Origin of the sequence: [Pantoea] beijingensis, assembly GCF_022647505.1 — a bacterium.
Classification (GTDB): domain Bacteria; phylum Pseudomonadota; class Gammaproteobacteria; order Enterobacterales; family Enterobacteriaceae; genus Erwinia; species Erwinia beijingensis.
The window spans coordinates 3,184,116-3,207,519 of sequence record NZ_CP071409.1 but is presented as its reverse complement, the minus strand read 5'-3'; the positions used below and the strand labels follow the sequence as shown (position 1 = coordinate 3,207,519).

The following is a 23,404-nucleotide window of genomic DNA, read 5'->3' as shown; positions in this document are numbered from 1 at the left end:
TGATTCGGCGCAACACAAGGTACAAATGTGTACTGACAGGCAGAAGAGATGAATACACAGCAATTGGCAAAACTGCGTTTAATCGTGCCCGAGATGCGTCGTGTCCGGCACATTCACTTTGTCGGCATCGGCGGCGCCGGCATGGGCGGTATTGCCGAAGTGTTGGCGAATGAAGGTTATATTATCAGCGGATCCGATCTGGCACCGAATGCGGTGACCCAGCATCTGACGGCCTTGGGCGCGACCATCTATTTTAATCATCGCGCTGAGAACGTCAGCGACGCTAGCGTCGTGGTGGTATCGACTGCAGTATCACAGGATAACCCGGAGATCGTCGCTGCGCGTGAGGCACGCATTCCGGTGATTCGCCGCGCTGAGATGCTGGCCGAGCTGATGCGCTTTCGCCATGGTATCGCCGTGGCGGGTACTCACGGCAAAACGACCACCACCGCCATGGTATCCAGTATCTATGCCGAGGGTGGCCTGGACCCAACGTTTGTAAACGGTGGACTGGTTAAGGCAGCAGGAACGCATGCGCGCCTGGGCAGTAGCCGCTATCTGATTGCTGAAGCCGATGAAAGCGATGCCTCTTTCCTGCATTTGCAGCCTATGGTGGCAATTGTGACAAACATCGAAGCCGACCATATGGACACCTACCAGGGCGACTTCGAGAACTTAAAGCAGACCTTTATCAACTTTCTGCATAACCTGCCTTTTTACGGTCGTGCAGTGATGTGTATCGATGATGCGGTCATCCGCGATCTGCTACCGCGCGTGGGGCGGCAGGTTACGACGTATGGCTTCAGCGATGATGCGGATGTTCGTATCGAAGGCTATGAGCAGCACGGTGCACAAGGGCATTTTACGCTGGTGCGCCAGGATAGACCGCTGATGCGCGTGACGCTAAATGCACCTGGCCGCCACAATGCGTTGAATGCTGCCGCTGCGGTTGCTGTCGCCAGTGAAGAGGGCATTGAGGATGCGGATATTCTCTGTGCGCTGGAAAGTTTCCAGGGGACCGGGCGCCGCTTTGATTTTCTTGGCGAATACCCGCTGGACAATGTCAACGGCGAGCAGGGAACCGCTATGCTGGTCGATGATTACGGCCATCATCCGACGGAAGTGGATGCCACGATTAAAGCCGCGCGCGCTGGCTGGCCGGATAAGAAACTGGTGATGATTTTTCAGCCACATCGCTATACGCGTACGCGTGATCTGTATGACGATTTCGCCAATGTGTTGTCTCAGGTGGATGTTCTGCTGATGCTGGATGTTTACGCGGCAGGCGAGGCGCCGATTCCCGGCGCTGATAGTCGCTCACTGTGTCGGACGATTCGCTTGCGTGGGAAAGTCGATCCTATTCTGGTCGCGGATCACGATGCGGTTCTGGATATGCTCGCGCCGACATTGAGCGGCAATGATTTGATTCTGGTGCAAGGCGCCGGAAATGTAGGAAAAATAGCCCGGAAGCTGGCTGAGCAAAAATTACAATCGCAGAAACGTGAAGGGGAACATCATGGCTGAGAAAGTTGCTGTATTGCTGGGTGGGACCTCTGCGGAACGCGATGTCTCTTTACAGTCAGGAAATGCCGTGCTGGCAGGCTTAAAAGAGGCAGGAATTGATGCGCATGCGGTCGATATCCGTGATTTTCCGGTCATGCGTCTGAAAGAAGAGGGTTTTAATAAAGCCTTTATCGCACTGCATGGCCGTGGTGGCGAAGATGGAACCTTACAGGGTGTGCTGGAGTTTTTAAAACTTCCTTACACCGGCAGCGGTGTGATGGCTTCGGCCATCACCATGGATAAAATGCGTACCAAGTTGCTGTGGCAAGGCTGCGGTTTACCGGTTTCACCTTATGTCGTTGTGAATCGCCAGAATATGGATGCAGGAATAACGGGTGAACTGGCAGAGCGTATTGCTGCGTTGGGTATGCCGGTGTTCGTGAAGCCAAGTAACGAAGGGTCGAGCGTGGGGATTTCTCGCGTTAACCAGCCTTCAGAGCTCCAGGCTGCGCTGGAAGAGGCCTTTCGTCATGATGACGAGGTGTTGGTCGAGCAGTTTTTGAGTGGTGCGGAATATACCGTGGGCATTATCGGCGATGAAATACTGCCATCTATTCGTATTCAGCCCGCTGCAGATTTTTATGATTACCAGGCAAAATATGTCTCTGACGAAACGCAATATTTCTGTCCAAGCGGCCTGAGCATCGAGCGTGAAGCGGAATTAAGCCAGATGGTGATGGAAGCATGGCGCGCGCTGGGATGCAGCGGGTGGGGACGGGTTGATGTGATGATGGATGGTAAGGGCACATTTTTCCTGCTGGAAGTGAACACCTCTCCCGGCATGACAAGCCATAGTTTAGTGCCGATGGCCGCGAAGCAGGCAGGTCTGTCGTTTTCACAACTGGTAGCACGTATTCTGGAGTTGGCCGACTGATATGTCCCAGGCGGCTCTGAATGTACGCAACCGGGACGCGCAAGAGAAGGCGCGAACCGGCCGTAGTAACGGCTCACGGCTGGCGGGGATTATTTTCCTGCTGATGGTGTTGGGAATTATGCTGTTTGGCGGTTTAGTGGTGTTGAAGTGGATGAATGACGCTTCACGACTGCCCTTGTCTACATTGGTCGTCACGGGCAAAACCCATTACACCACCAACGACGACATCAGGCAGGCGATTCTATCGCTGGGTCCGCCGGGCACTTTTATGTCGCAGGATGTGGACGTTATCCAGCAGCAGATTGAGCGCCTGCCGTGGATTAAGCAGGTGAGCGTTCGTAAGCAGTGGCCAGACGAATTAAAGATTCATCTGGTTGAATATGTGCCGGTAGCGCGATGGAATGATCTGCATATGGTTGATGCAGAAGCTAAATCATTTAGCGTACCGGCAAATCATATCGGTAAAGAAGCGATGCCGATGCTGTACGGCCCTGAAGGCAGTGAGCAAGAAGTGCTGACTGGCTATCATGAGATGAGCCAGGTGCTGGCAGCAAGTAAGTTTACGTTAAAGACGGCATCAATGACGGCGCGTCGTTCCTGGCAACTGGTCACGGGTGACGATATCCGTATTGAACTTGGACGTAACGATGACATGAAGCGCCTAAAACGCTTTATTGAACTCTACCCAGCTCTGCAGCAGCAGGCCACGGCAGAGAACAAACGCATCAGTTACGTTGATCTGCGTTATGACTCTGGCGCGGCAGTAGGATGGGCACCGGCATTTATTGAGCCGCAGAACGGTAATCAGCAACAGAATCAGGCACAGGCTAAACAACAATGATCAAGTCGACGGACAGAAAACTGGTAGTTGGACTCGAGATCGGTACCGCGAAGGTTGCCGCTTTAGTAGGGGAAGTTCTGCCCGATGGCATGGTCAATATTATCGGGGTCGGCAGTTGCCCGTCCCGCGGGATGGATAAAGGCGGCGTAAACGATCTTGAGTCGGTAGTGAAATGCGTGCAGCGCGCTATCGATCAGGCAGAATTAATGGCGGATTGTCAGATTTCATCCGTTTACCTCGCATTATCGGGCAAACATATCAGTTGCCAGAATGAAATCGGGATGGTTCCGATTTCCGAAGAGGAAGTGACGCAGGAAGATGTAGAAAACGTTGTGCATACGGCTAAATCCGTACGCGTTCGTGACGAACATCGCATCCTGCATGTTATTCCACAGGAATACGCAATCGACTATCAGGAAGGGATCAAGAACCCGGTAGGATTATCCGGTGTGCGCATGCAGGCAAAAGTGCATTTGATTACCTGCCACAACGATATGGCAAAAAACATTGTTAAAGCCGTTGAACGTTGTGGACTGAAAGTTGACCAACTGATTTTCGCCGGTCTTGCATCAAGTTTTGCTGTGCTGACCGAAGATGAACGTGAACTGGGCGTCTGCGTAGTTGACGTTGGCGGCGGTACGATGGATATCGCTGTATATACCGGTGGCGCGTTACGTCACACCAAAGTCATCCCTTATGCCGGGAATGTCGTGACGAGCGATATTGCTTATGCTTTCGGTACACCACCGACCGATGCCGAAGCGATTAAGGTTCGCCACGGCTGTGCGCTAGGCTCTATTGTGGGAAAAGATGAAAACGTTGAGGTGCCAAGCGTGGGCGGCCGTCCTCCGAGAAGTCTGCAAAGACAGACGCTGGCGGAGGTGATTGAGCCACGTTATACCGAGCTGTTGAATCTGGTGAATGATGAGATCCTGCAATTGCAGGAGCAATTGCGCCAGCAAGGCGTGAAACATCATCTGGCAGCCGGCATTGTTCTGACGGGTGGCGCCGCACAAATTGAAGGGCTGGCCGCCTGTGCCCAGCGTGTATTCCACACGCAGGTGCGTATCGGGCAGCCACTTAACATTACTGGATTAACGGATTACGCGCAGGAGCCTTACTACTCTACGGCGGTTGGCTTACTGCACTACGGAAAAGAGTCCCACCTGAACGGTGAGGCTGATGTGGAAAAAAGAGCCTCGGTTGGCAATTGGTTTAAGCGAATCAACAGCTGGCTGAGAAAAGAGTTTTAATTTTAGAAAAGGGGATCGATACCCTGACGTTTCCCGATTGTAACCCTCAGCGGTCGCAGCGTGAGAAGCAAACGGTATATTTTATGATTCCCAGGCGACAGGCACACAACGGAGAGAAATTATGTTTGAACCAATGGAATTAACCAATGACGCGGTGATTAAAGTCATCGGCGTCGGCGGTGGCGGCGGTAACGCCGTAGAACACATGGTGCGTGAACGCATCGAAGGTGTGGAGTTTTTCGCGGTAAATACGGATGCACAAGCATTACGTAAAACCGCTGTCGGTCAGACCATCCAGATCGGTAATGGTATTACCAAAGGTCTGGGCGCGGGTGCGAACCCTGAAGTAGGTCGCAACTCTGCCGAGGAAGACCGCGAAGCCCTACGTTCTGCTCTGGAAGGCGCTGATATGGTATTTATCGCTGCCGGTATGGGTGGTGGTACCGGTACTGGCGCGGCACCGGTCGTGGCGGAAGTGGCTAAAGATTTGGGGATACTGACCGTTGCTGTGGTGACTAAGCCTTTCAATTTTGAAGGCAAAAAGCGCATGGCTTTCGCTGAGCAGGGTATCGCCGAGCTTTCCAAGCATGTGGACTCATTGATCACGATTCCTAACGACAAACTGCTGAAAGTGCTGGGCCGTGGTATTTCCCTGCTGGACGCTTTCGGTGCTGCCAATGACGTGCTGAAAGGTGCGGTACAGGGTATCGCTGAACTGATCACACGTCCGGGCCTGATGAACGTCGACTTTGCTGACGTGCGTACCGTCATGTCTGAAATGGGTTACGCTATGATGGGATCCGGCGTGGCTTGTGGTGAAGATCGCGCTGAAGAAGCCGCAGAAATGGCCATCTCCAGCCCACTGCTGGAAGATATTGATCTCTCTGGTGCGCGTGGCGTGCTGGTCAACATCACCGCGGGCTTTGATCTGCGTTTGGATGAGTTTGAAACCGTGGGTAACACTATTCGTGCATTCGCTTCTGACAATGCGACAGTGGTTATCGGTACTTCGCTTGATCCTGAAATGAACGATGAACTCCGTGTCACCGTGGTGGCTACCGGCATCGGCATGGATAAGCGTCCGGAGATTACGTTGGTAACCAACAAGCAGGTGAGCCAGCCAGTGATGGATCATCGCTACCAGCAGCACGGCATGGCCCCGCTGCCGCAAGAGCAGAAACCGGCCGCTAAAGTGGTGAACGATCAAACAGCGCAATCCAACAAAGAGCCTGATTATTTGGATATTCCGGCTTTCCTGCGTAAGCAGGCGGACTAAGAATATCCCTGGAATTGGGTTTCTCCGCTCTTTGTGCTAAAATGTTCGCCCGTCGGTGATATACACTGGCGGTCGGATGAGTAATTTTGCGAGATAATGCGATGATCAAACAACGGACATTAAAACGTATTGTTCAGGCAACAGGTGTCGGTTTACATACCGGCAAGAAAGTTGCTCTGACGTTACGCCCTGCGCCGGCTAATACCGGGGTCATCTATCGTCGCACTGACTTGAATCCACCGGTAGATTTCCCGGCTGATGCAAAATACGTGCGCGATACCATGCTGAGTACCTGCCTGGTGAATGATGAAGGCGTACGTATTTCGACCGTGGAACACCTGAATGCTGCGCTTGCAGGTCTTGGTATCGATAACATTGTGGTGGAAGTAGACGCGCCTGAAGTTCCTATTATGGATGGTAGTGCCGCCCCCTTTGTTTATCTGTTACTGGATGCAGGCGTTGAAGAGCTGAACAGTGCGAAGAAATTCGTACGTGTGAAAGAGACAGTGCGGGTTGAAGATGGCGATAAGTGGGCTGAGATTAAACCTTACAATGGTTTTTCTCTGGACTTCACCATTGACTTCAGACATCCGGCTATTGATTCAAGCTCACAGCGCTATCAGCTGAATTTCTCAGCAGAAGCGTTCATGCGTCAAATCAGCCGTGCACGTACCTTCGGCTTTATGCGTGAAATTGAATATCTGCAGTCTAAAGGCCTGTGCCTGGGCGGTAGCTTAGACTGTGCGATAGGTCTGGATGATTTTCGCGTATTGAATGAAGATGGTTTGCGCTTCGAAGATGAATTTGTTCGTCACAAAATGCTGGATGCAATTGGTGATTTGTTTATGTGTGGCCACAATATTATTGGCGCGTTCACCGCCTTTAAATCGGGTCATGCGCTGAACAATAAACTGTTGCAGGCAGTCCTGGCGAAACAAGAAGCCTGGGAATGGGCAACCTTCGAAGACGAAGCCGAACTTCCGCTGGCATTCAAGGCACCAAATCTGGTTCTGGCATAATTCAGAACCCGCTCTAACGATGGGTAGCACTGGTACTCTCTCCGGTCAGTGATACCCGTCGTTTTATTCTTTCCCTGCATCCCTTTTCCCCTCTGCTCGTGTATCTTCTTTTTATCTATTTTCTATCACGCAGGTTACAGGGTGATGACGTCTCATCACCTCGGTGAATCATTCAAATGCCGGTATTCATTTGCAGCCTAAGCATGGGCGGAGATCTCACAACTGCGCTTGACTGCTGATTTCTTAGGCGTATTTGACTGTTTTTCGGCCGGCTCCGCGCGATATCCTGATGTCGGCTGACGCTAATAATGGTAATATTTGCGCTCATTACGAACAGACTATCCATTGATTGTAGGTGACCACGCATCGTGCGGGTCCTGGCGGAATTAAAGTGATCGGTATTTTTAATCGTTGGCGACAACTAGGCAGACGTTACTTCTGGCCGCATCTCTTACTGGGGATGGTCGCGGCGAGCTTTGGCCTGCCTAATGCCATTGCCTCGAAACAAAGTACTTTGCCAGCCTCAGCGTCAAGTACGCAGAGTACGGCGAATGCGGTCCGTTTTGATCGACTGGCGCTCCTGCAGGAAAGTGCGCGCCGACCGAACTTCAATGTTGATTACTGGCATCAGCACGCCATCCGTACGGTCATTCGTCATCTGTCATTTACCGCGTTAACACCACAGCATCTTGACGTTGCTGAGCAGGCGCTGCCGCTGGAAGTGCAGAAAATAGCCTTGCTTGATACGCTCAACGCGCTTCTGACGCACGAATCCCGTGCTGCAGCTATTGGCCATGATAGCGAGCCCTCATTACAAACCGCCAGTCCTGATCACCAGGTTGGCTTGTGGCTTGCCCAAGTTCAGGGCATCCGAGCTGGACCCGTCACTCTCGTCTGAAATATTCAGAGCGCAATACTATCTATTTATCAATAAAAACAACGCTGTAAGCCGAGATTTCGGCTGATGAGAGAATATATTTATTATGTTAATTAAATTATTAACCAAAGTTTTTGGTAGCCGTAACGATCGTACGCTGCGTCGCATGCGTAAAGCCGTTGAACAGATCAACAAACTTGAGCCCGATTTTTTGAAGCTCTCCGACGATGAACTGAAAGCGAAAACCAACGAGTTCCGCGCGCGTCTTGAAAAAGGCGAAGTGCTGGAAAGTCTTATCCCGGAAGCCTTTGCCACCGTACGTGAAGCCAGCCGTCGCGTGTTTGGCATGCGCCACTTCGATGTGCAGCTGCTGGGCGGTATGGTACTGAACGACCGTTGTATCGCCGAGATGCGTACCGGTGAAGGTAAAACCCTGACCGCAACGTTACCAGCCTATCTCAATGCACTGAGTGGTAAAGGTGTTCACGTCGTGACGGTCAATGACTATCTGGCACAGCGTGATGCGGAAAATAACCGTCCGTTGTTTGAGTTCCTGGGGCTAAGTGTCGGGATCAACCTGCCAAACATGCCAGCGCCGGCTAAACGTGAAGCGTATGGCGCTGATATTACCTACGGGACTAACAACGAATATGGTTTTGATTACCTGCGCGATAACATGGCTTTCAGCCCTGAAGAGCGTGTGCAGCGTAAATTACACTATGCGCTGGTGGATGAGGTTGACTCCATCCTTATTGATGAGGCGCGTACGCCGCTGATTATCTCCGGGCCAGCGGAAGACAGCTCTGAGATGTACATTAAAGTCAACAAAATCATTCCGCATCTGATTCGTCAGGAAAAAGAAGATTCTGATACTTTCCAGGGTGAAGGCCACTTCTCTGTCGATGAGAAAGCGCGTCAGGTGCATTTGACCGAGCGTGGGCTGGTTAGCATTGAAGAGTTACTGGTGAGCCAGGGCATTATGGAAGAGGGGGAATCGCTGTATTCACCTACCAACATTATGTTGATGCATCACGTGACGGCGGCACTGCGTGCCCATGTTCTGTTTACTCGTGATGTGGATTATATCGTTAAAGACGGTGAAGTCATTATTGTTGATGAACACACCGGCCGTACTATGCAAGGTCGCCGTTGGTCAGATGGTTTGCACCAGGCAGTCGAGGCCAAAGAAGGCGTGGAAATTCAGAATGAAAACCAGACGCTTGCCTCCATCACTTTCCAGAACTATTTCCGCCTCTACGAGAAGCTGGCGGGTATGACTGGTACCGCAGATACCGAAGCGTTCGAATTCAGCTCTATCTACAAACTGGATACCATTGTGGTACCCACCAACCGTCCGATGGTGCGTAAAGATCTACCCGATCTGGTCTATATGACAGAGAAAGAGAAGATTGATGCCATCATTGAGGATATCCGTGAGCGCACCGCAAACGGCCAGCCGGTGCTGGTGGGGACTATTTCGATTGAGAAATCCGAGGTGGTATCGCACGAGTTAGAACGAGCGGGTATCAAACATGCGGTACTCAACGCGAAATTCCACGCCCGTGAAGCCGATATCGTGGCCCAGGCCGGTCAGCCAGGAGCCGTTACCATCGCGACTAATATGGCCGGTCGCGGTACCGATATTGTGCTGGGCGGCAGTTGGCAGTCCGAAATAGCCGAGCTGGAAGCGCCTACACCCGATCAAATCGAGGCGATTAAAGCCGCGTGGCAAATTCGTCATGATGCGGTATTGGCCTCAGGCGGTTTACATATTATCGGTACCGAACGCCATGAGTCTCGTCGTATTGATAACCAGCTGCGCGGCCGTTCAGGCCGTCAGGGTGACCACGGTTCTTCCCGCTTTTATCTGTCGATGGAAGACGCCCTGATGCGCATTTTTGCTTCCGATCGCGTTTCCAATATGATGCGTAAGTTGGGCATGAAGCCTGGTGAAGCTATTGAACATCCATGGGTGACCAAAGCGATTGCGAACGCGCAGCGAAAAGTAGAAAGCCGCAACTTTGATATCCGTAAGCAACTGCTTGAATACGATGATGTTGCCAATGATCAACGCCGCGCCATTTATACCCAGCGTAATGAATTGCTGGATGTTTCTGATGTGAGTGAAACGATTAGCAGCATCCGCGAAGATGTATTCAAAACCACCGTTGATAGTTATATTCCGCCACAATCACTTGAAGAGATGTGGGATGTTGCCGGGCTGGAAGAGCGTTTGAAAAACGATTTCGATCTGGATATGCCGATTGCAGAATGGTTGGATAAAGAACCTGAGCTGCATGAGGAGACGCTGCGTGAGCGTATCATGGAGCAAGGTAAGCAGGTCTATCTGGATAAGGAAGAGGTTGTGGGCGCAGAGATGATGCGCAACTTCGAGAAGGGCGTGATGCTCCAGACGCTTGATTCTCTGTGGAAAGAGCACCTGGCCGCGATGGACTATTTACGTCAAGGCATCCATCTGCGTGGCTATGCACAGAAGGATCCGAAGCAGGAATATAAGCGTGAGTCGTTCGCGATGTTTGCCGCGATGCTCGAATCGCTGAAATATGAGGTCATCAGCACCCTGTGTAAAGTACAGGTGCGTATGCCTGAAGAAGTTGAAGCGATGGAAGAGCAGCGCCGTCAGGAAGCTGAACGCCTGCAGCAGCAACAGCATCTCAGCCATGTTGATGCTGAGACGGAAGCCTCTGAATCTCTGGCTTCATTGAGCGGCGAGCGCAAAGTGGGGCGTAACGATCTTTGTCCTTGCGGATCGGGTAAAAAATATAAGCAGTGTCACGGCCGTTTAGCCTGAGTTTTCATGGGCCAGACCGTTCGTTAGAAATTAAGCAACAGGGCGATGCATGCATCGCCCGTTTTACGCTAAGAGGCTGGAATGAAACATCTACAAGTCGCCGTTGGCATTATCCGTAACGCCCGGCAGGAAATTTTCCTGGCCCGACGCTCTGCCAGCGCTTCCATGGCGAATATGTGGGAGTTTCCCGGTGGAAAAGTTGAAGAGGGTGAAAGTGCGTTACAGGGATTGAAGCGGGAGCTATTGGAAGAGACGGGCATCAATGTGGTAGACGCTAACTTATTTGATATCGTCGAACATGCCTATGACGATCTGCACGTGACGCTCCATTTCTTTCTCGTTGAGCAATGGCAGGGCGAGCCGTACGGACGTGAAGGCCAACCTTCGCGCTGGGTAGCTCAAACGCACTTGATGGCTGAGGATTTCCCGCCAGCAAACCAGGGAATTGTTGCACGTTTAAAATCCGAGATAGCGTAAATTATCGGGCCGTGCGCGCAAAACTATCAGGGCGTCTATACGCCCTGTAAGCGTGGTGACTGAACGTTGACGGTAAGTCCTGCTTAATAGCGGTCGTTTTGTTCTTCGCTCCAGTCATCGCTATCGTTCAAGTCCCCGCTGCTGGGAATCCGCTTTTCTTCCTCCGCCCACTCACCGAGATCAATCAGTTGGCAACGTTTACTGCAAAACGGTCGATACGGGCTCTGTTCGTTCCAAATCACTTTTTTGCCACAACTTGGGCAATTCACAATGGTTACTTCATCACTCATTACGACACACCTTTAACAACAAGCAAGTTCAAAATCGAGACGGGCCGGGACATCCCCGCTATCGCTATCCAGCGGTAGAAAGCGGATTGCATAGCGGCTTTTGTGGCCCGAGACCTGAGGGTAGAGTGCATCATCCAGCTTGAGTTGCAAGCGCAGCAGATCGGCGTCCTCCGCGTTATCCTGGAAAAAACCGTTCAGGCTAATTTGATGGCGAAAGCTTCCCGACTGGCGGATTAAATCGAGTATCAGCGTTAATGCTTCACGCAGAGGATCCAGTGTTTCCAGCCAGGCCGTTGTCTGTTGGTCACGTACTTGCTGTGAGAGATGTAACCAGATATGCAGCGTGGGAAGATCAAAGCTACAGCAACCGCCGGGAATGCTGAGTCGTTGACGTACCAGACCAATAAGACGGTCTTCACGTAACTGTTGCCCTACGCGCGGGGCAGCCATCAACGTTGCAGAGCGCTGTTTAAGCCGATCGTTAAGCGTGGCGATCAGCGACATATCCACGCCCGGCACTTCTGACCAGGCACGCAGCTTCTGCTGCTGCCGATCCAGCTCTTTAACTATCTCAGTGCGTAGTTCTCCTCGTTCCAGCACATCAAGAAGTTCGGCAGTATTACGGAAAAAGGTGAGTGCGCTGAGGTGATCGGTAATGGAACGGGAGGCTTCTAACTGCCTGAGCAAGAATTCAATACGCAGCCAGGTACGCATTTTTTCATTGAGTGGATGTTCGAAAAGAATGGAAGTGCTCATACTATTAATCCTGTTTTGCTGCCGCTGCCAGCGCCAGATAACGCTGATGTAACGCAGCAATGGACGGTCTGACTGATTCAGCAGGGCCGCTATTATCAATGATATCATCCGCTACGGCCAGGCGTGCTTCACGCGTTGCCTGCGCGGCAAGAATATTCTCAGCCTGTTGGCGACTCATTTGGTCGCGTGCCATGGTGCGAGCGAGTTGGATTTCCTCCGGGACATCAACCAGTAATACACGGTTGGCAAACTTATGCAGGTTATTTTCTACGAGAAGTGGAACAACCCATAAGCACCACGGAGAGCGGGCCTCAGCCAACTGGCGCTGTGTCTCTTCATGAATCAAGGGATGTAGCAGCGCATTCAACCACTGCTTTTTCCGCACAGAGGTGAAAATTTGCTGGCGCAGATTGGCACGATTTAACGTACCGTCGTCATTCATGACGCGGGGACCAAAATGTTCAGTAATGGCCTCCAGAGCTGGTTGTCCTGGCTCGACCACCTGACGGGCTATCACGTCGGCATCAATGATATCAACACCGAGATCCGCGAAGGCATCAGCGATGGTGCTTTTTCCACTGCCGATTCCTCCGGTCAGCGCAACGGTATAGCGCATAGGCCCTTTCCTGGTGAACAAATGATGTTGATCATATTTAAAACCTGATGCTGGAGCGGTTTGCTCACAATGGTGTGACAACCTATCGCCTTAGGGTATAGCACGCAGCACTGTGTCATTTCTCAATATTATTGAGACAAATTTTGTGCCACGGATCACAAGTGAGATGTTCAGGTAAATTTATGGGATTGTAGCGTAAATAAAGGCTGTTTCGCACTCTTGCCGCAGCGTTTTTAACGCGTATGATAACATCACTGGAGCTGGCAGCAGCACCCGATCGCCAGATCGTCGCCACTAACCAGGAATCTCGTCATGCGTATTGAAGAAGATATAAAGCTCGGTTTTAAAGATGTCCTCATCCGACCTAAACGTTCTACCCTGAAAAGTCGCTCTCAGGTGGAATTGGCGCGTCAATTCATTTTCAAGCATTCGGGTATCGCCTGGTCAGGTGTTCCTGTCATTGCCGCTAATATGGATACGGTAGGTACCTTCCGTATGGCTGAGGCGCTTGCATCATTTGATATTCTTACCGCCGTTCATAAACATTATAGCGTTGAAGAGTGGCAGGCCTTTATTGCTCGCGTCCCGGAAAACGTGCTTAAGCATGTAATGGTTTCAACCGGCACGTCTGAGGCTGATTTTACTAAAATGAAGCAAATCCTGGCACTATCACCGGCGTTAAACTTCATTTGCATTGATGTGGCTAATGGCTACTCTCAACATTTTGTTGATTTCCTGCAGCGTGCACGTGAAGCCTGTCCGGGAAAAACGATCTGTGCTGGTAATGTTGTGACCGGTGAGATGGTTGAAGAACTTATTTTGTCCGGGGCTGATATCGTGAAGGTTGGCATAGGTCCGGGATCGGTCTGTACGACACGGGTAAAAACCGGTGTGGGCTATCCGCAACTTTCTGCGGTTATTGAGTGTGCCGATGCCGCTCATGGGTTGGGGGGACAGATTGTGAGCGACGGTGGCTGTTCGGTTCCAGGCGATGTAGCAAAAGCCTTCGGCGGTGGCGCTGATTTTGTCATGCTGGGGGGAATGCTGGCTGGGCATCACGAATGTGAAGGGACCATTGTAGAGGAGAACGGCGAGCAATTTATGTTGTTCTACGGTATGAGCTCTGAGTCTGCGATGAAACGTCATGTCGGAGGCGTTGCTGACTATCGCGCTGCAGAAGGGAAAACCGTGAAGTTACCGCTGCGCGGATCGGTAGAAGAGACTGCCCGCGATATTCTCGGTGGTTTACGTTCAGCCTGTACGTATGTCGGCGCAGAACGCTTAAAAGAACTTACCAAGCGCACGACCTTTATTCGCGTCGCGGAACAGGAAAATCGTGTCTTTACACGATAGAGACTTATTGGGTATGGCTATTTGCTGTACCCGGTTTTACTTTAATGCATCGCCCAGCCCAAAAATAGGCAGATACATCGCGATCACCAGCGTTCCGACAATCCCCCCAATGACCACCATCATAATCGGCTCCAGCATTGAAGCTAGCGTATCGGCCAGTTCGTGGGTATTTGCTTCATGCCAGTGCGCCAGACGCGCCAGTAATATGTCCAGCGAGCCGGCTTCCTCACCCGTTTTAATTAGTTGATAACATAGCGGTGTAAAAAGGGGGTGGTCAGCGATCGCTTGATGCAAAGGTTTACCCGCACTGATATGCGCTTGTAATTGCTTTATTGCCTCCTGCCAGAGGCAATGATGAAGCGTTTTCTCAACCGTTTGCAAACTTTGTAGTAGCGTCAGGCCTGCGCGTTGTGTCAGCGTGAGCGTGGTAAAAATCTGGCTAAGCTGACTGCCGCGATAAAGTGATGAAATAAGAGGCAGACGCAATAATAATTGCTGCTCCCGCCGTTGCCAGTGAATCCGTTTTTTACGTGCGATACGCCAGCTAAAGATTACCAGAAATAATAACCCGGCCAGCGTTGCTCCAGAGGATTGGATGGCGGATGACAGACGCATAACACCTGCTGTAAACGCGGGGAGAGGGGCGTCAAAAGCGCTATAAATGGTGACGAATTCAGGTAAAACGAAAACCAGCATACCAATGGTAACGGTAAAGGCCACCAGTAAAATGAACAGCGGATAGCGCAATGCTTTAATGACTTTCTTTTGCAGTTTTTGCTGACGTTCTTGTTGATGGGCAAGCTGCAGGCAGCACTCATCAAGCTGTCCCGTTAGTTCACCAACCTGCATTAATGCGGGGAAAAGGGGCGGAAATATATCCGGATGCTGCGCCAGCGTGGCTGAAAAAGCCTCTCCGCGCGCAACCTGAGACTGTATTTCACTTAATAATGCGCGCCAGCCCGGGTGTGGGTGCCCTTCGCTTAACAGTGTTAATCCTGCGGAGAGCGTCATACCGGCTTTAAGTAGCGTTGCCAACTGACGTACCAGCGTAATTTTATGCTGCCATTTCCACGCTCGTGAGCGGTAAGCTTTGCCTCGTTTAACGCTTACTGGCGTAAAGCCCCTCTCCAGTAACGATTCCATGACGGAGGCCGGGCTATCACTGAGTTTGGCCCCGTGAATAAACTGGCCATCGGCATCAACTGCCTGCCAATAGAAAAGGATATTACTCACCATTGGCGAACCCTACGATGCGATTAACCTCTTCCAGGCTGGTTTCTCCCCGGTTGACGGCATGCAGGCCTTCGGTAAACAGCGTGTTTAGCCCCTGCTGTTGGGCGAGGCTAATCAGTACATCGGGGGTGGCATTGGCGGCAATGGCAATTTGTAATTTGCTGGTAACGGGCAGAATCTCAAACAAAGCCAGTCTTCCGTAATAGCCGGAAAAACAGTGATCGCAGCCTGAAGCCTGCCAGGTTTGCACGGTCCCAGGCCATATTGATGATGGAAAATGGGCCACAGCCTCGGCAGGTTGACGACAATGCGGACAAAGGCGCCTGACTAAACGCTGAGCGATCACCAGCTTCAGCGCAGATGCCAGCAAATAGCTCGGAATGCCCATTTGCCCGAGTCGTGTAATGGTTTCCGCGGTTGAATTGGTATGTAAAGTTGACAGGACTAAATGCCCGGTTTGTGCCGCTTTGACGGCTATTTCTGCGGTTTCCCCATCACGGATCTCGCCAAGCATGATGACGTCCGGATCCTGCCGCAGCAGGGCGCGTAACACTCGGTGAAAATCGAGGCCTGACTTTGGATTTATCTGGGTCTGATTCACGCCAGCAAGCGGAATTTCGATCGGATCTTCGACGCTACACAGGTTTTTTTCCGGTGAGTTCAGGGTATTTAGCCCGCTGTATAAGGTAAAGGTTTTACCACTACCGGTGGGCCCGGTAACCAAAATCAGCCCTTGCGGTAAGGCCAGTGTATCGCGATAGCGTTCCAGAACGCGGCCGGACATCCCAAGCTTATCCAGTGAAATCGCCTGTTCTTCACTGTGAAGCAGGCGGATGACAGCTTTTTCGCCAAAATGCGTAGGTAACGTCGAAAGGCGAAATGAGTGCGTTTTACCGCCTAACTCAAGAGAGAACTGCCCATCCTGCGGCATACGCCGTTCGGCAATATCCAGATTGCCCAGTATTTTTAAACGGGCGATCAATGTGGCATGAACATTATCGTCGCTGCTTTTTAATGTCTGGAGCATGCCGTCAATACGCAGGCGGATGCGCAGATGATCTGCCTGCGGTTCAAAGTGAATATCGGAGGCGCGACGCTGGAGGGCCGTCAACAACGTCTGATTGACCAGCTCTACCGCAGAAGCCGATCGCGCATCATTGATCGTCTGCTCAGAAGCCCCCTTAACGGGGGGGGCTTGCTGGCTGTATTGTTCCAGGCGTGCCTGCGGCCAGCATTCAACCTCTACGTCACACTGGCTGGCAAAACGTAATGCCTCAATCATCTGCTCGGAGGCGGGCACGCTAACGGCTACGTGCAACCGGAGCGATGTATGTTCGAGAATGACTGCCTGATAGCGCTGGCAAAGAGCCTGAATGCTGCGCTGATGCTGTTGACTGCTCATCCTGCATCGCTCACATCATCGAAGCGGAAGATATCGCGGCAGGCATCCTGCAGGCTGCTATTTTCGGACGTACAACTGCGCTGCCAGCTTATCTGGCCTTCATTGTTGCTCCAGCGAGGTGTCATACTCACCGTCAGGCCAGTGAGGCTTTCTTGTCCGGAAAGTGTGATACTTCCAGCTTTAACCTCAACGCTGGACACATAACGCGATCCTTTGCCTGCCGGGATGCCGTTACTGCCAGCATTGCAGTCTACCGTGCTACCGCGTTCGATGGTGCAAAGCTCCACCGAAGTTTTATATGGCACCATGGTCTGCAGCATATCGGTCAGTGCTGCTTTTTGCAGGTAATTTTGCCAGGCCGGTAAGCCAATAGCGCTAAGTATGGCAACAATGCCAATGACGATCATCAGTTCGATCAGCGTAAACCCGCGTTGATTTTTTAAATGTTGCTTATCCATCTGCTGCTTCTCCATGTATGTAATGCGCTAACCTTATTCAGTCCGGTTTTACTGGACCAGCAGCAAAGCACAGCATCTGGAAGCCACGCGTAAAGCTTTTACATTTTTGCAGAGTAGTTACATTTATCTGGGAAGTATTACGTGGGGAAGCGAAAACAAAACGCCACCGGGGCGGTGGCGGGGGATAAAAAACAGGCTTTAGCGAAAGCGCATGGAAAGGTCCAGAGCGTGAATGTGCTTGGTTAGCGCGCCAACGGAAATATAGTCAACGCCGGTTTCTGCGAATGTACGTAACGTTTCGTCGGTGACATTGCCAGACACTTCCAGCAAGGCCCGTCCGTCGCTCAGAGCGACGGCTTCGCGCATCTGTTCAACGGTGAAGTTGTCCAGCATTACGATATCCGCACCTGCCGCCAGCGCTTGTTCCAGCTCATCCAATGATTCCACTTCAACTTCTACCGGGACATCGGGATGCAGCCAGAAGGCTTTTTCGATTGCCTGACGGATCGAACCGGTAGCAATAATGTGGTTCTCTTTGATCAGAAAGGCATCAGAGAGCCCGAGGCGATGATTGCTGCCACCGCCGCATAAAACGGCATATTTTAAGGCGGTGCGTAGGCCCGGCAGTGTTTTACGCGTGTCCAGCAGCTGCGCGCCTGTACCTTCAAGCAGGGCAACATAGCGATGAACTTCTGTCGCTACGCCGGAAAGGGTTTGTACAAAGTTTAGTGCGGTCCGCTCCGCCGTTAAAATCAACCGCGCGGGGCCTTCTATTTCAAATAGTGGTTGATTTGGCATAATTGCATCACCATCATCGACCTGCCACGTCAGGGTGACCCGATTCCCCAGTTGGATAAAGATCTCCTCTACCCAGCGCTTACCGCAGAAAATGCCCGGTTCCCGGGTGATGACGACCGCATGTGATTGCGTGTCATCCGGCAGTAAAGCCGCGGTAATATCATTATTTACATCAATACTGCCACCCAGATCTTCAGAGAGTGCCTGTGCAACGATGGCAGGAATATCGTTTTCAATACGTGCCAGTAATTCAGCCCGGCGGCTGACAGGATCGTAGCGACGCGTCGTCATGTTCAAGCTCCGAAAGTTCGGATAAAAGAGTGCGGACACTCTAGCCTTTTTGGGCGTACCCTGCCAGCCGGACACATCCTGACACGCTTTTTCTTCCCATAAAAATAGCGGGATGATTTATCTCCCCCACTCGTGTCGTGGGCGAGCTGCGGTGATGGGGAATCGCATGAAATGAGTTGAACGGGGCCCAGCGAAATTGTGGCGATGGTAAACGCATGGCAGGTAAAGGCATGGAGCCCGGCCTGAACAACCGGTCCCATGCCTGTTTTGTCAGGGAATTATGGCGTGTCTGGCAGTTTTTCTTCCAGCAGGAAGGCCTCGGATACCTTAACCGTAGAATTGCCTCTGTATGACCATGTAGAACCAAAGGCGCCACCCAATGCAAAGGGGAGTTCTTCGCCGGGTGTAACAATGATACTTCTGCTGCTGGTAGTTGCGTTGTAGCCGAAGTAGAAACTTAGCGCCACGGTATCTGCATTCCTTTCAAGCACGATTTTATACTCGTACTCATTGTCATCGTATACACTACCGCAATCAAAGCCCGTCCCTAATGGCACATTGCTACAAACGCCGCTTAAATGCCGTATCAACCAAAATAGCGATAACGTATTATCCGGTGCACGAAATAATCCAATGCAGCGATCCGTTTCGTAATCACTGTCTTCCTTCACACCATCCACGTTCATTATGCCTATTGCCGCACCTTTCGACAGGGAGGCTTTAAAATATAACGTGGAACGGCTATTTCCGTAGCCCAGTCCCCAAAAGTTATCGCCCCGATCGGCGAGTTTTTGCGGGAAAAGTTCTCTTGACCCCGTAATACTCCCCACTTTGTGGTAATAAAGCGGCAGCGTTCTTATTTTTTGCCGTTCGCTAAACGTTGCCAGCCAGCCGGGCCGGATAGAAAAATAGCCGTAAAAGATCCCATCGGTAACGTTTTCCTGTGGCAGGGTAATTTGTATTTTATACAGTCCGTAGTTGAGGTTTGCCGCAACGACAGGGAAGCTTCCAATATCAGAAGTACTGGCAGCAAACGTTTGGTTTGGCGACGGTTGCTTGAGGATAGGCTTATTCTCAGTCGCGTTTATCACCTGTGTGAACATGGTGTTTTTCGATGAGATGTTTTCGTTACGCACGGCATGATAAATCAATCCGGATGCACCATTATTTACTTTAACCCACATGGTCAATAACGCTGTACCGAGTCGTGCATTAACGGTACTGGCGGAAAGATGTAAATTGGGAAAGCGCGATGCCGGGGTATTATAAAACTCTGAGCGCCCGTAAGGTGTGTCTATCCGACTATCCATAAAGGGGAAGTATTGCACCCTTTCGTGAATGTTAAAGGTGCCGCTGTACAGTTCAGCGGCAATGAAACTGGCCTGCGCCAGGTGCCCCGAATCGCCGAAATGGAGAGCATCTTCTTGAATAATTGTCCATTTTACCGAGTCAGCATTGAGTTCCATCCACTCCTTTAACATTAATGCTTTATCAATAATGGGAATGTTTCGTTTATTCGCGAGATATTTTTTTACTGTGTTGATTTCAAGCTCAAGCTCACTTTTCCTCCGCCCTGAACTGTCTGAGCGAAATATAGGGCCAGAGGTCAGAAGTACCGGTAATGCACCCGTTGCTTCGATTTTATCAAAAAGAAGAGTGGTTTGTTTTAACGTATCATCGATTTGAGAACCCGCAGCCGGGATATCATTAAGTCCAAAGTCGATAAATACCGCATCACATACTCCGTAATAAGGATTATCTGTTACCGCCCGATCGAAATTATTGACTGCCCATCCATCTGCCAGCGTCTTACCTGAATACCCGGCATTGAAGATATGAATATTATTATTGTGGTACATCTCCCTGAGCAGAGTTTGTAGCCTGGCAGGCCAGGCATTCATTGCCGTTGCTTCGTGATTAATATTGCCGACAGCATTTCCCTGCCTGTCAACGGGATTGGCGACCCAGCCTGTCGTATTTTGTCCATCGGTGGTTGAATCGCCAAAGCAGGCTATTCTCACGGTATTGCCTGCGGCCATTTTCGCCATCACAAGCGACAGTGACGAGAATGAACCCTGGCTGCCTCCTTCATGCGGTACATTTACCTTCATATTTCGATTCCCTTTCGTTCATGTTATTGCAAACACTGAAAAATGAGTGGGAAGAATAGCGCATAATTCCAGCATCAGTTCTCGCAATATATGGCCTCGCCTTAACGATGCAAAAATGCCTGGCTGGCTGATAATCGGAAGAGTGCGGAAGAGAAAAAAAATCGTGTTACTCTGATGAAAACGTGGTGAAAGGAGAGCAGGTATGCAGTTGCAAGATGGCTGGATCATCGGGGTAAAACAGGTGCCATCACCGCATTTTAATTTACGTCCCGATAATGAAGCGCCCTCGCTGCTGGTGGTTCATAATATCAGTCTTCCCCCGGGAGAATTTGGTGGCCCGTATATTGATGCACTGTTTACCGGCACGCTTGATGCAGATGCCCACCCTTTTTTTGCCGAAATCGTCCATTTACGCGTTTCCGCCCACTGCCTTATTCGTCGGAATGGTGAAATTGTGCAATATGTTTCTTTTGACCAGCGAGCCTGGCATGCCGGGATTTCCTGCTATCAGGGACGTGAGGGGTGTAATGATTTCTCGATTGGTATTGAACTGGAAGGCACGGACACATTGGCTTATACAGCAGTGCAATACCGGGCATTGGCTGAGGTGACACGTCTCCTGATGCAACACTACCCCCTGACGGCGGAGCATATTACCGGACACAGCGATATTGCGCCTGGGCGCAAGACCGACCCCGGTGACGCTTTTGACTGGGATAAATTTCGTTGCGTATTGAGCGAGGATGCTAATTTCATGGAGCGTAGTGTATGACGTTATTTAGCTTACTGCTGGTATTGGGCTGGGAAAGGCTCTTCAAATTAGGGGAGCACTGGCAGCTCGATCACCGCCTTGAGCCGCTGTTTCGCGGATGTCATCGTTTTTCCCTGATACGTAGCTTATTTATGACGCTGATAGCGATGGGCATTGTGCTGGTTATCATCCTTTCGCTGCGGGGGATCTTCTTCGGCATTGTGCAACTGCTGTTCTGGATATTGGTTGGCTTACTGTGTATCGGTGCCGGATCGGTCCGTCTGCATTATCACGCCTATTTAAAAGCGGCCAGCCATGACGATGTGCATGCCCGGGATGCGATGGCGGAAGAGTTAACGCTGATTCATGGTATTCCGGTTGAGTGCACTGAGCGTGAATATTTACGCGAGCTACAAAACGCGCTGCTGTGGATTAATTTCCGCTTTTATTTGGCTCCGCTATTCTGGTTTGTAGTCGGCGGTTTTTATGGTCCGGTACTGCTGGTGGGCTATGCTTTCCTGCGGGCGTGGCAATCCTGGCTGGCGCGCCATCATTCGCCACTGGAGCGTTCACAATCGGGAATTGATAATATTTTACACTGGGTGGACTGGATACCGGTAAGACTGGTTGGCGTTGCTTATGCGCTGCTGGGACATGGCGAGCGTGCGTTGCCGGCCTGGTTTGCTTCACTGGGCGATCTCCGCACTTCGCAATATCAGGTGCTGACCCGTTTAGCACAGTTCTCGCTGGCGCGGGATATCCACAGTGATAAGGTCGAAACGCCCCGCGTCGCGGTCGCGCTGGCGAAGAAAATTTCACTGGTGATTGTTGTTGTGGTCGCACTGTTGACCATTTACGGCACGCTGGTCTAAAGCAGCGTCAGAGAGTGTTCGATGATTTACCCGTACAACAAATGACAGCCGTACGGGTAAGGATTAGCGCTGCGCTTTCGTTCTGTTACTGAGAACATAGCCGATAGCTAAAATGATCAGCCAAACCGGGATTAGCCAGACGGAGATCGCCATCCCCGGTGTCATGGCCATAATTACCAGGATTCCGGCGAGGAAGGCCAGGCAAATCCAGTTACCCGCTGGATAGAACAGGGCTTTGAAGCGCGTGGTGACACCTTGCCGATCTTTCTTACGGCGGAACTTCAGATGCGCCAGGCTGATCATCGCCCAGTTAATCACCAGGGCGGAAACCACCAGCGACATCAGAATCCCAAACGCTTCACCCGGCATCAGATAATTGATTAACACACAGATGGCTGTTGCCAATGCTGAGACGCCAATTGCGACCACCGGTACGCCACGCCCATCCAACTTACTCAATATTTTAGGGCCATTTCCCTGCTGCGCCAGTCCGAACAGCATACGGCTGTTACAGTAAACGCAGCTGTTATAGACCGATAATGCCGCAGTCAGAATGACCACATTAAGCGCATTCGCAACCAGACTATCGCCAAGTTCGTGGAAAATCATCACAAAAGGACTACCGCCTTCGACCACTTTGGTCCAGGGATAGAGGGAGAGCAGGACAGCCAGCGAGCCAATATAGAAAATCAGAATGCGATATAAGACCTGATTCGTTGCCTTAGGGATACTTTTCTCTGGTTGATCCGCTTCTGCCGCAGTGATGCCAACCAGTTCAAGTCCGCCGAAGGAGAACATAATGACCGCCATGGCCATGACCAGCCCATTGACGCCATTAGGGAAAAATCCCCCTTTGTCCCAAATATTACTGACCGCCGCTTCCGGACCGCCCTTGCCGCTAAACAGCAGCCAGCCTCCGAACAGGATCATACCGATGACCGCGACGACTTTTATAATGGCAAACCAAAATTCCATCTCGCCATAGACTTTGACGTTGGAAAGGTTAATTGCATTGATGAGCAAAAAGAAGACGGCTGCCGATACCCAGGTCGGGATGTCCGGCCACCAGTACTGAATATAAATCCCTACGGCGCTGAGTTCCGCCATTGCCACCAGCACATACAGCACCCAGTAGTTCCAGCCTGACGCGAAACCGGCAAAGTTGCCCCAGTATTTATAGGCAAAGTGGCTAAACGATCCGGCCACGGGCTCTTCCACCACCATTTCACCCAGCTGACGCATAATCATAAAGGCGATAAAACCGCCGATCGCATATCCGAGTAAAACCGATGGCCCGGCCATTTTGATCGTCTGCGCGATGCCCAAAAACAGGCCGGTCCCTACCGCACCACCCAATGCGATAAGCTGAATATGGCGGTTTTTTAAACCTCGTTTCAGCAGGTCGCCTTGTTGTTGTTCCATATATAACCTCGTGATGTGACTCTTTTTATTCTTGCTGACTAACGTATTGATAAGTTTAC

21 protein-coding genes are annotated in these 23,404 nt (G+C 51.2%); 12 read left to right on the top strand and 9 right to left on the bottom strand.

The window, feature by feature from the left end; genetic code table 11:
- Positions 1–48 precede the first annotated feature (48 nt).
- The 9 genes from murC (at position 49) to mutT (ending at position 10,992) form a co-directional block, all read left to right on the top strand.
- Positions 49–1,524, top strand: coding sequence for a UDP-N-acetylmuramate--L-alanine ligase (murC, locus tag J1C60_RS14575; RefSeq protein WP_128179544.1), 1,476 nt, complete (start codon positions 49–51; stop codon positions 1,522–1,524).
- Entirely contained in the window at positions 1,517–2,437 is a 921-nt protein-coding gene (locus J1C60_RS14570) for a D-alanine--D-alanine ligase (RefSeq protein ID WP_128179543.1), read from the top strand. Before murC ends, J1C60_RS14570 begins: the two co-directional genes overlap by 8 nt.
- Before the next feature lies 1 nt (position 2,438).
- Complete coding sequence (gene ftsQ, locus J1C60_RS14565) at positions 2,439–3,278, top strand: cell division protein FtsQ (RefSeq protein ID WP_128179542.1); 840 nt, start codon at positions 2,439–2,441, stop codon at positions 3,276–3,278.
- Positions 3,275–4,531, top strand: a complete 1,257-nt coding sequence (gene ftsA, locus J1C60_RS14560; protein WP_128179541.1) for a cell division protein FtsA — start codon at positions 3,275–3,277, stop codon at positions 4,529–4,531. The genes ftsQ and ftsA overlap by 4 nt, the downstream gene beginning before the upstream one ends.
- Before the next feature lie 121 nt (positions 4,532–4,652).
- Positions 4,653–5,807 carry a cell division protein FtsZ gene (gene ftsZ / locus J1C60_RS14555; RefSeq protein WP_128179540.1) on the top strand — a complete coding sequence of 385 codons (1,155 nt, stop codon included), beginning with the start codon at positions 4,653–4,655 and terminating at the stop codon, positions 5,805–5,807.
- Positions 5,808–5,908: 101 nt separating this feature from the next.
- Positions 5,909–6,826 (top strand): UDP-3-O-acyl-N-acetylglucosamine deacetylase, encoded by a 918-nt coding sequence (gene lpxC, locus J1C60_RS14550; protein WP_128179539.1) that lies wholly within the window; start codon positions 5,909–5,911, stop codon positions 6,824–6,826.
- Positions 6,827–7,217: 391 nt separating this feature from the next.
- On the top strand, positions 7,218–7,724 hold the full coding sequence (gene secM / locus J1C60_RS14545; RefSeq protein WP_128179595.1) for a secA translation cis-regulator SecM: 507 nt from the start codon (positions 7,218–7,220) through the stop codon (positions 7,722–7,724).
- 85 nt (positions 7,725–7,809) lie between these two features.
- On the top strand, positions 7,810–10,515 hold the full coding sequence (gene secA / locus J1C60_RS14540) for a preprotein translocase subunit SecA (RefSeq protein ID WP_128179538.1): 2,706 nt from the start codon (positions 7,810–7,812) through the stop codon (positions 10,513–10,515).
- Positions 10,516–10,596: 81 nt separating this feature from the next.
- Complete coding sequence (mutT, locus tag J1C60_RS14535) at positions 10,597–10,992, top strand: 8-oxo-dGTP diphosphatase MutT (protein ID WP_128179537.1); 396 nt, start codon at positions 10,597–10,599, stop codon at positions 10,990–10,992.
- A gap of 83 nt (positions 10,993–11,075) precedes the next feature.
- Here the strand turns inward: mutT and yacG are convergent, their stop codons facing one another.
- From yacG to coaE, 3 genes are read right to left on the bottom strand one after another with little or no spacing between them, the layout of a single operon-like run.
- The gene (gene yacG / locus J1C60_RS14530) at positions 11,076–11,282 is read right to left on the bottom strand and encodes a DNA gyrase inhibitor YacG (RefSeq protein ID WP_128179536.1); all 207 of its coding nucleotides are present in this window, start codon (positions 11,280–11,282) and stop codon (positions 11,076–11,078) included.
- A 12-nt stretch (positions 11,283–11,294) separates the two neighbouring features.
- The gene (gene zapD, locus J1C60_RS14525; protein ID WP_128179535.1) at positions 11,295–12,038 is read right to left on the bottom strand and encodes a cell division protein ZapD; all 744 of its coding nucleotides are present in this window, start codon (positions 12,036–12,038) and stop codon (positions 11,295–11,297) included.
- Between the two features lie 4 nt (positions 12,039–12,042).
- Positions 12,043–12,654 (bottom strand): dephospho-CoA kinase, encoded by a 612-nt coding sequence (coaE, locus tag J1C60_RS14520; protein ID WP_128179534.1) that lies wholly within the window; start codon positions 12,652–12,654, stop codon positions 12,043–12,045.
- A gap of 312 nt (positions 12,655–12,966) precedes the next feature.
- Between coaE and J1C60_RS14515 the strand changes: the two genes are divergently transcribed.
- Positions 12,967–14,007 (top strand): GMP reductase, encoded by a 1,041-nt coding sequence (locus J1C60_RS14515; RefSeq protein WP_128179533.1) that lies wholly within the window; start codon positions 12,967–12,969, stop codon positions 14,005–14,007.
- A gap of 36 nt (positions 14,008–14,043) precedes the next feature.
- Here J1C60_RS14515 and hofC read toward each other — a convergent pair whose 3' ends face one another.
- The 5 genes from hofC to J1C60_RS14490 all read right to left on the bottom strand — a co-directional run bounded on the left by hofC (position 14,044) and on the right by J1C60_RS14490 (position 20,300).
- Positions 14,044–15,243 (bottom strand): protein transport protein HofC, encoded by a 1,200-nt coding sequence (gene hofC / locus J1C60_RS14510; RefSeq protein ID WP_128179532.1) that lies wholly within the window; start codon positions 15,241–15,243, stop codon positions 14,044–14,046.
- Positions 15,233–16,642 carry a type II secretion system protein GspE gene (gene gspE, locus J1C60_RS14505; RefSeq protein WP_128179531.1) on the bottom strand — a complete coding sequence of 470 codons (1,410 nt, stop codon included), beginning with the start codon at positions 16,640–16,642 and terminating at the stop codon, positions 15,233–15,235. Before gspE ends, hofC begins: the two co-directional genes overlap by 11 nt.
- The gene (gene ppdD, locus J1C60_RS14500; RefSeq protein ID WP_128179530.1) at positions 16,639–17,100 is read right to left on the bottom strand and encodes a prepilin peptidase-dependent pilin; all 462 of its coding nucleotides are present in this window, start codon (positions 17,098–17,100) and stop codon (positions 16,639–16,641) included. The genes gspE and ppdD overlap by 4 nt, the downstream gene beginning before the upstream one ends.
- A gap of 198 nt (positions 17,101–17,298) precedes the next feature.
- Positions 17,299–18,189, bottom strand: a complete 891-nt coding sequence (gene nadC / locus J1C60_RS14495) for a carboxylating nicotinate-nucleotide diphosphorylase (protein WP_128179529.1) — start codon at positions 18,187–18,189, stop codon at positions 17,299–17,301.
- Positions 18,190–18,467: 278 nt separating this feature from the next.
- Positions 18,468–20,300 carry an SGNH/GDSL hydrolase family protein gene (locus J1C60_RS14490; RefSeq protein ID WP_128179528.1) on the bottom strand — a complete coding sequence of 611 codons (1,833 nt, stop codon included), beginning with the start codon at positions 20,298–20,300 and terminating at the stop codon, positions 18,468–18,470.
- A 202-nt stretch (positions 20,301–20,502) separates the two neighbouring features.
- Between J1C60_RS14490 and ampD the strand changes: the two genes are divergently transcribed.
- Both ampD and ampE read left to right on the top strand, forming a co-directional pair.
- On the top strand, positions 20,503–21,072 hold the full coding sequence (gene ampD, locus J1C60_RS14485; protein WP_128179527.1) for a 1,6-anhydro-N-acetylmuramyl-L-alanine amidase AmpD: 570 nt from the start codon (positions 20,503–20,505) through the stop codon (positions 21,070–21,072).
- Positions 21,069–21,923: a beta-lactamase regulator AmpE gene (ampE, locus tag J1C60_RS14480; RefSeq protein ID WP_128179526.1), complete on the top strand. Its 855-nt coding sequence runs from the start codon at positions 21,069–21,071 to the stop codon at positions 21,921–21,923. The genes ampD and ampE overlap by 4 nt, the downstream gene beginning before the upstream one ends.
- Positions 21,924–21,986: 63 nt before the next feature.
- Here the strand turns inward: ampE and aroP are convergent, their stop codons facing one another.
- Positions 21,987–23,345 carry an aromatic amino acid transporter AroP gene (aroP, locus tag J1C60_RS14475; protein ID WP_128179525.1) on the bottom strand — a complete coding sequence of 453 codons (1,359 nt, stop codon included), beginning with the start codon at positions 23,343–23,345 and terminating at the stop codon, positions 21,987–21,989.
- Positions 23,346–23,404 lie beyond the last annotated feature (59 nt).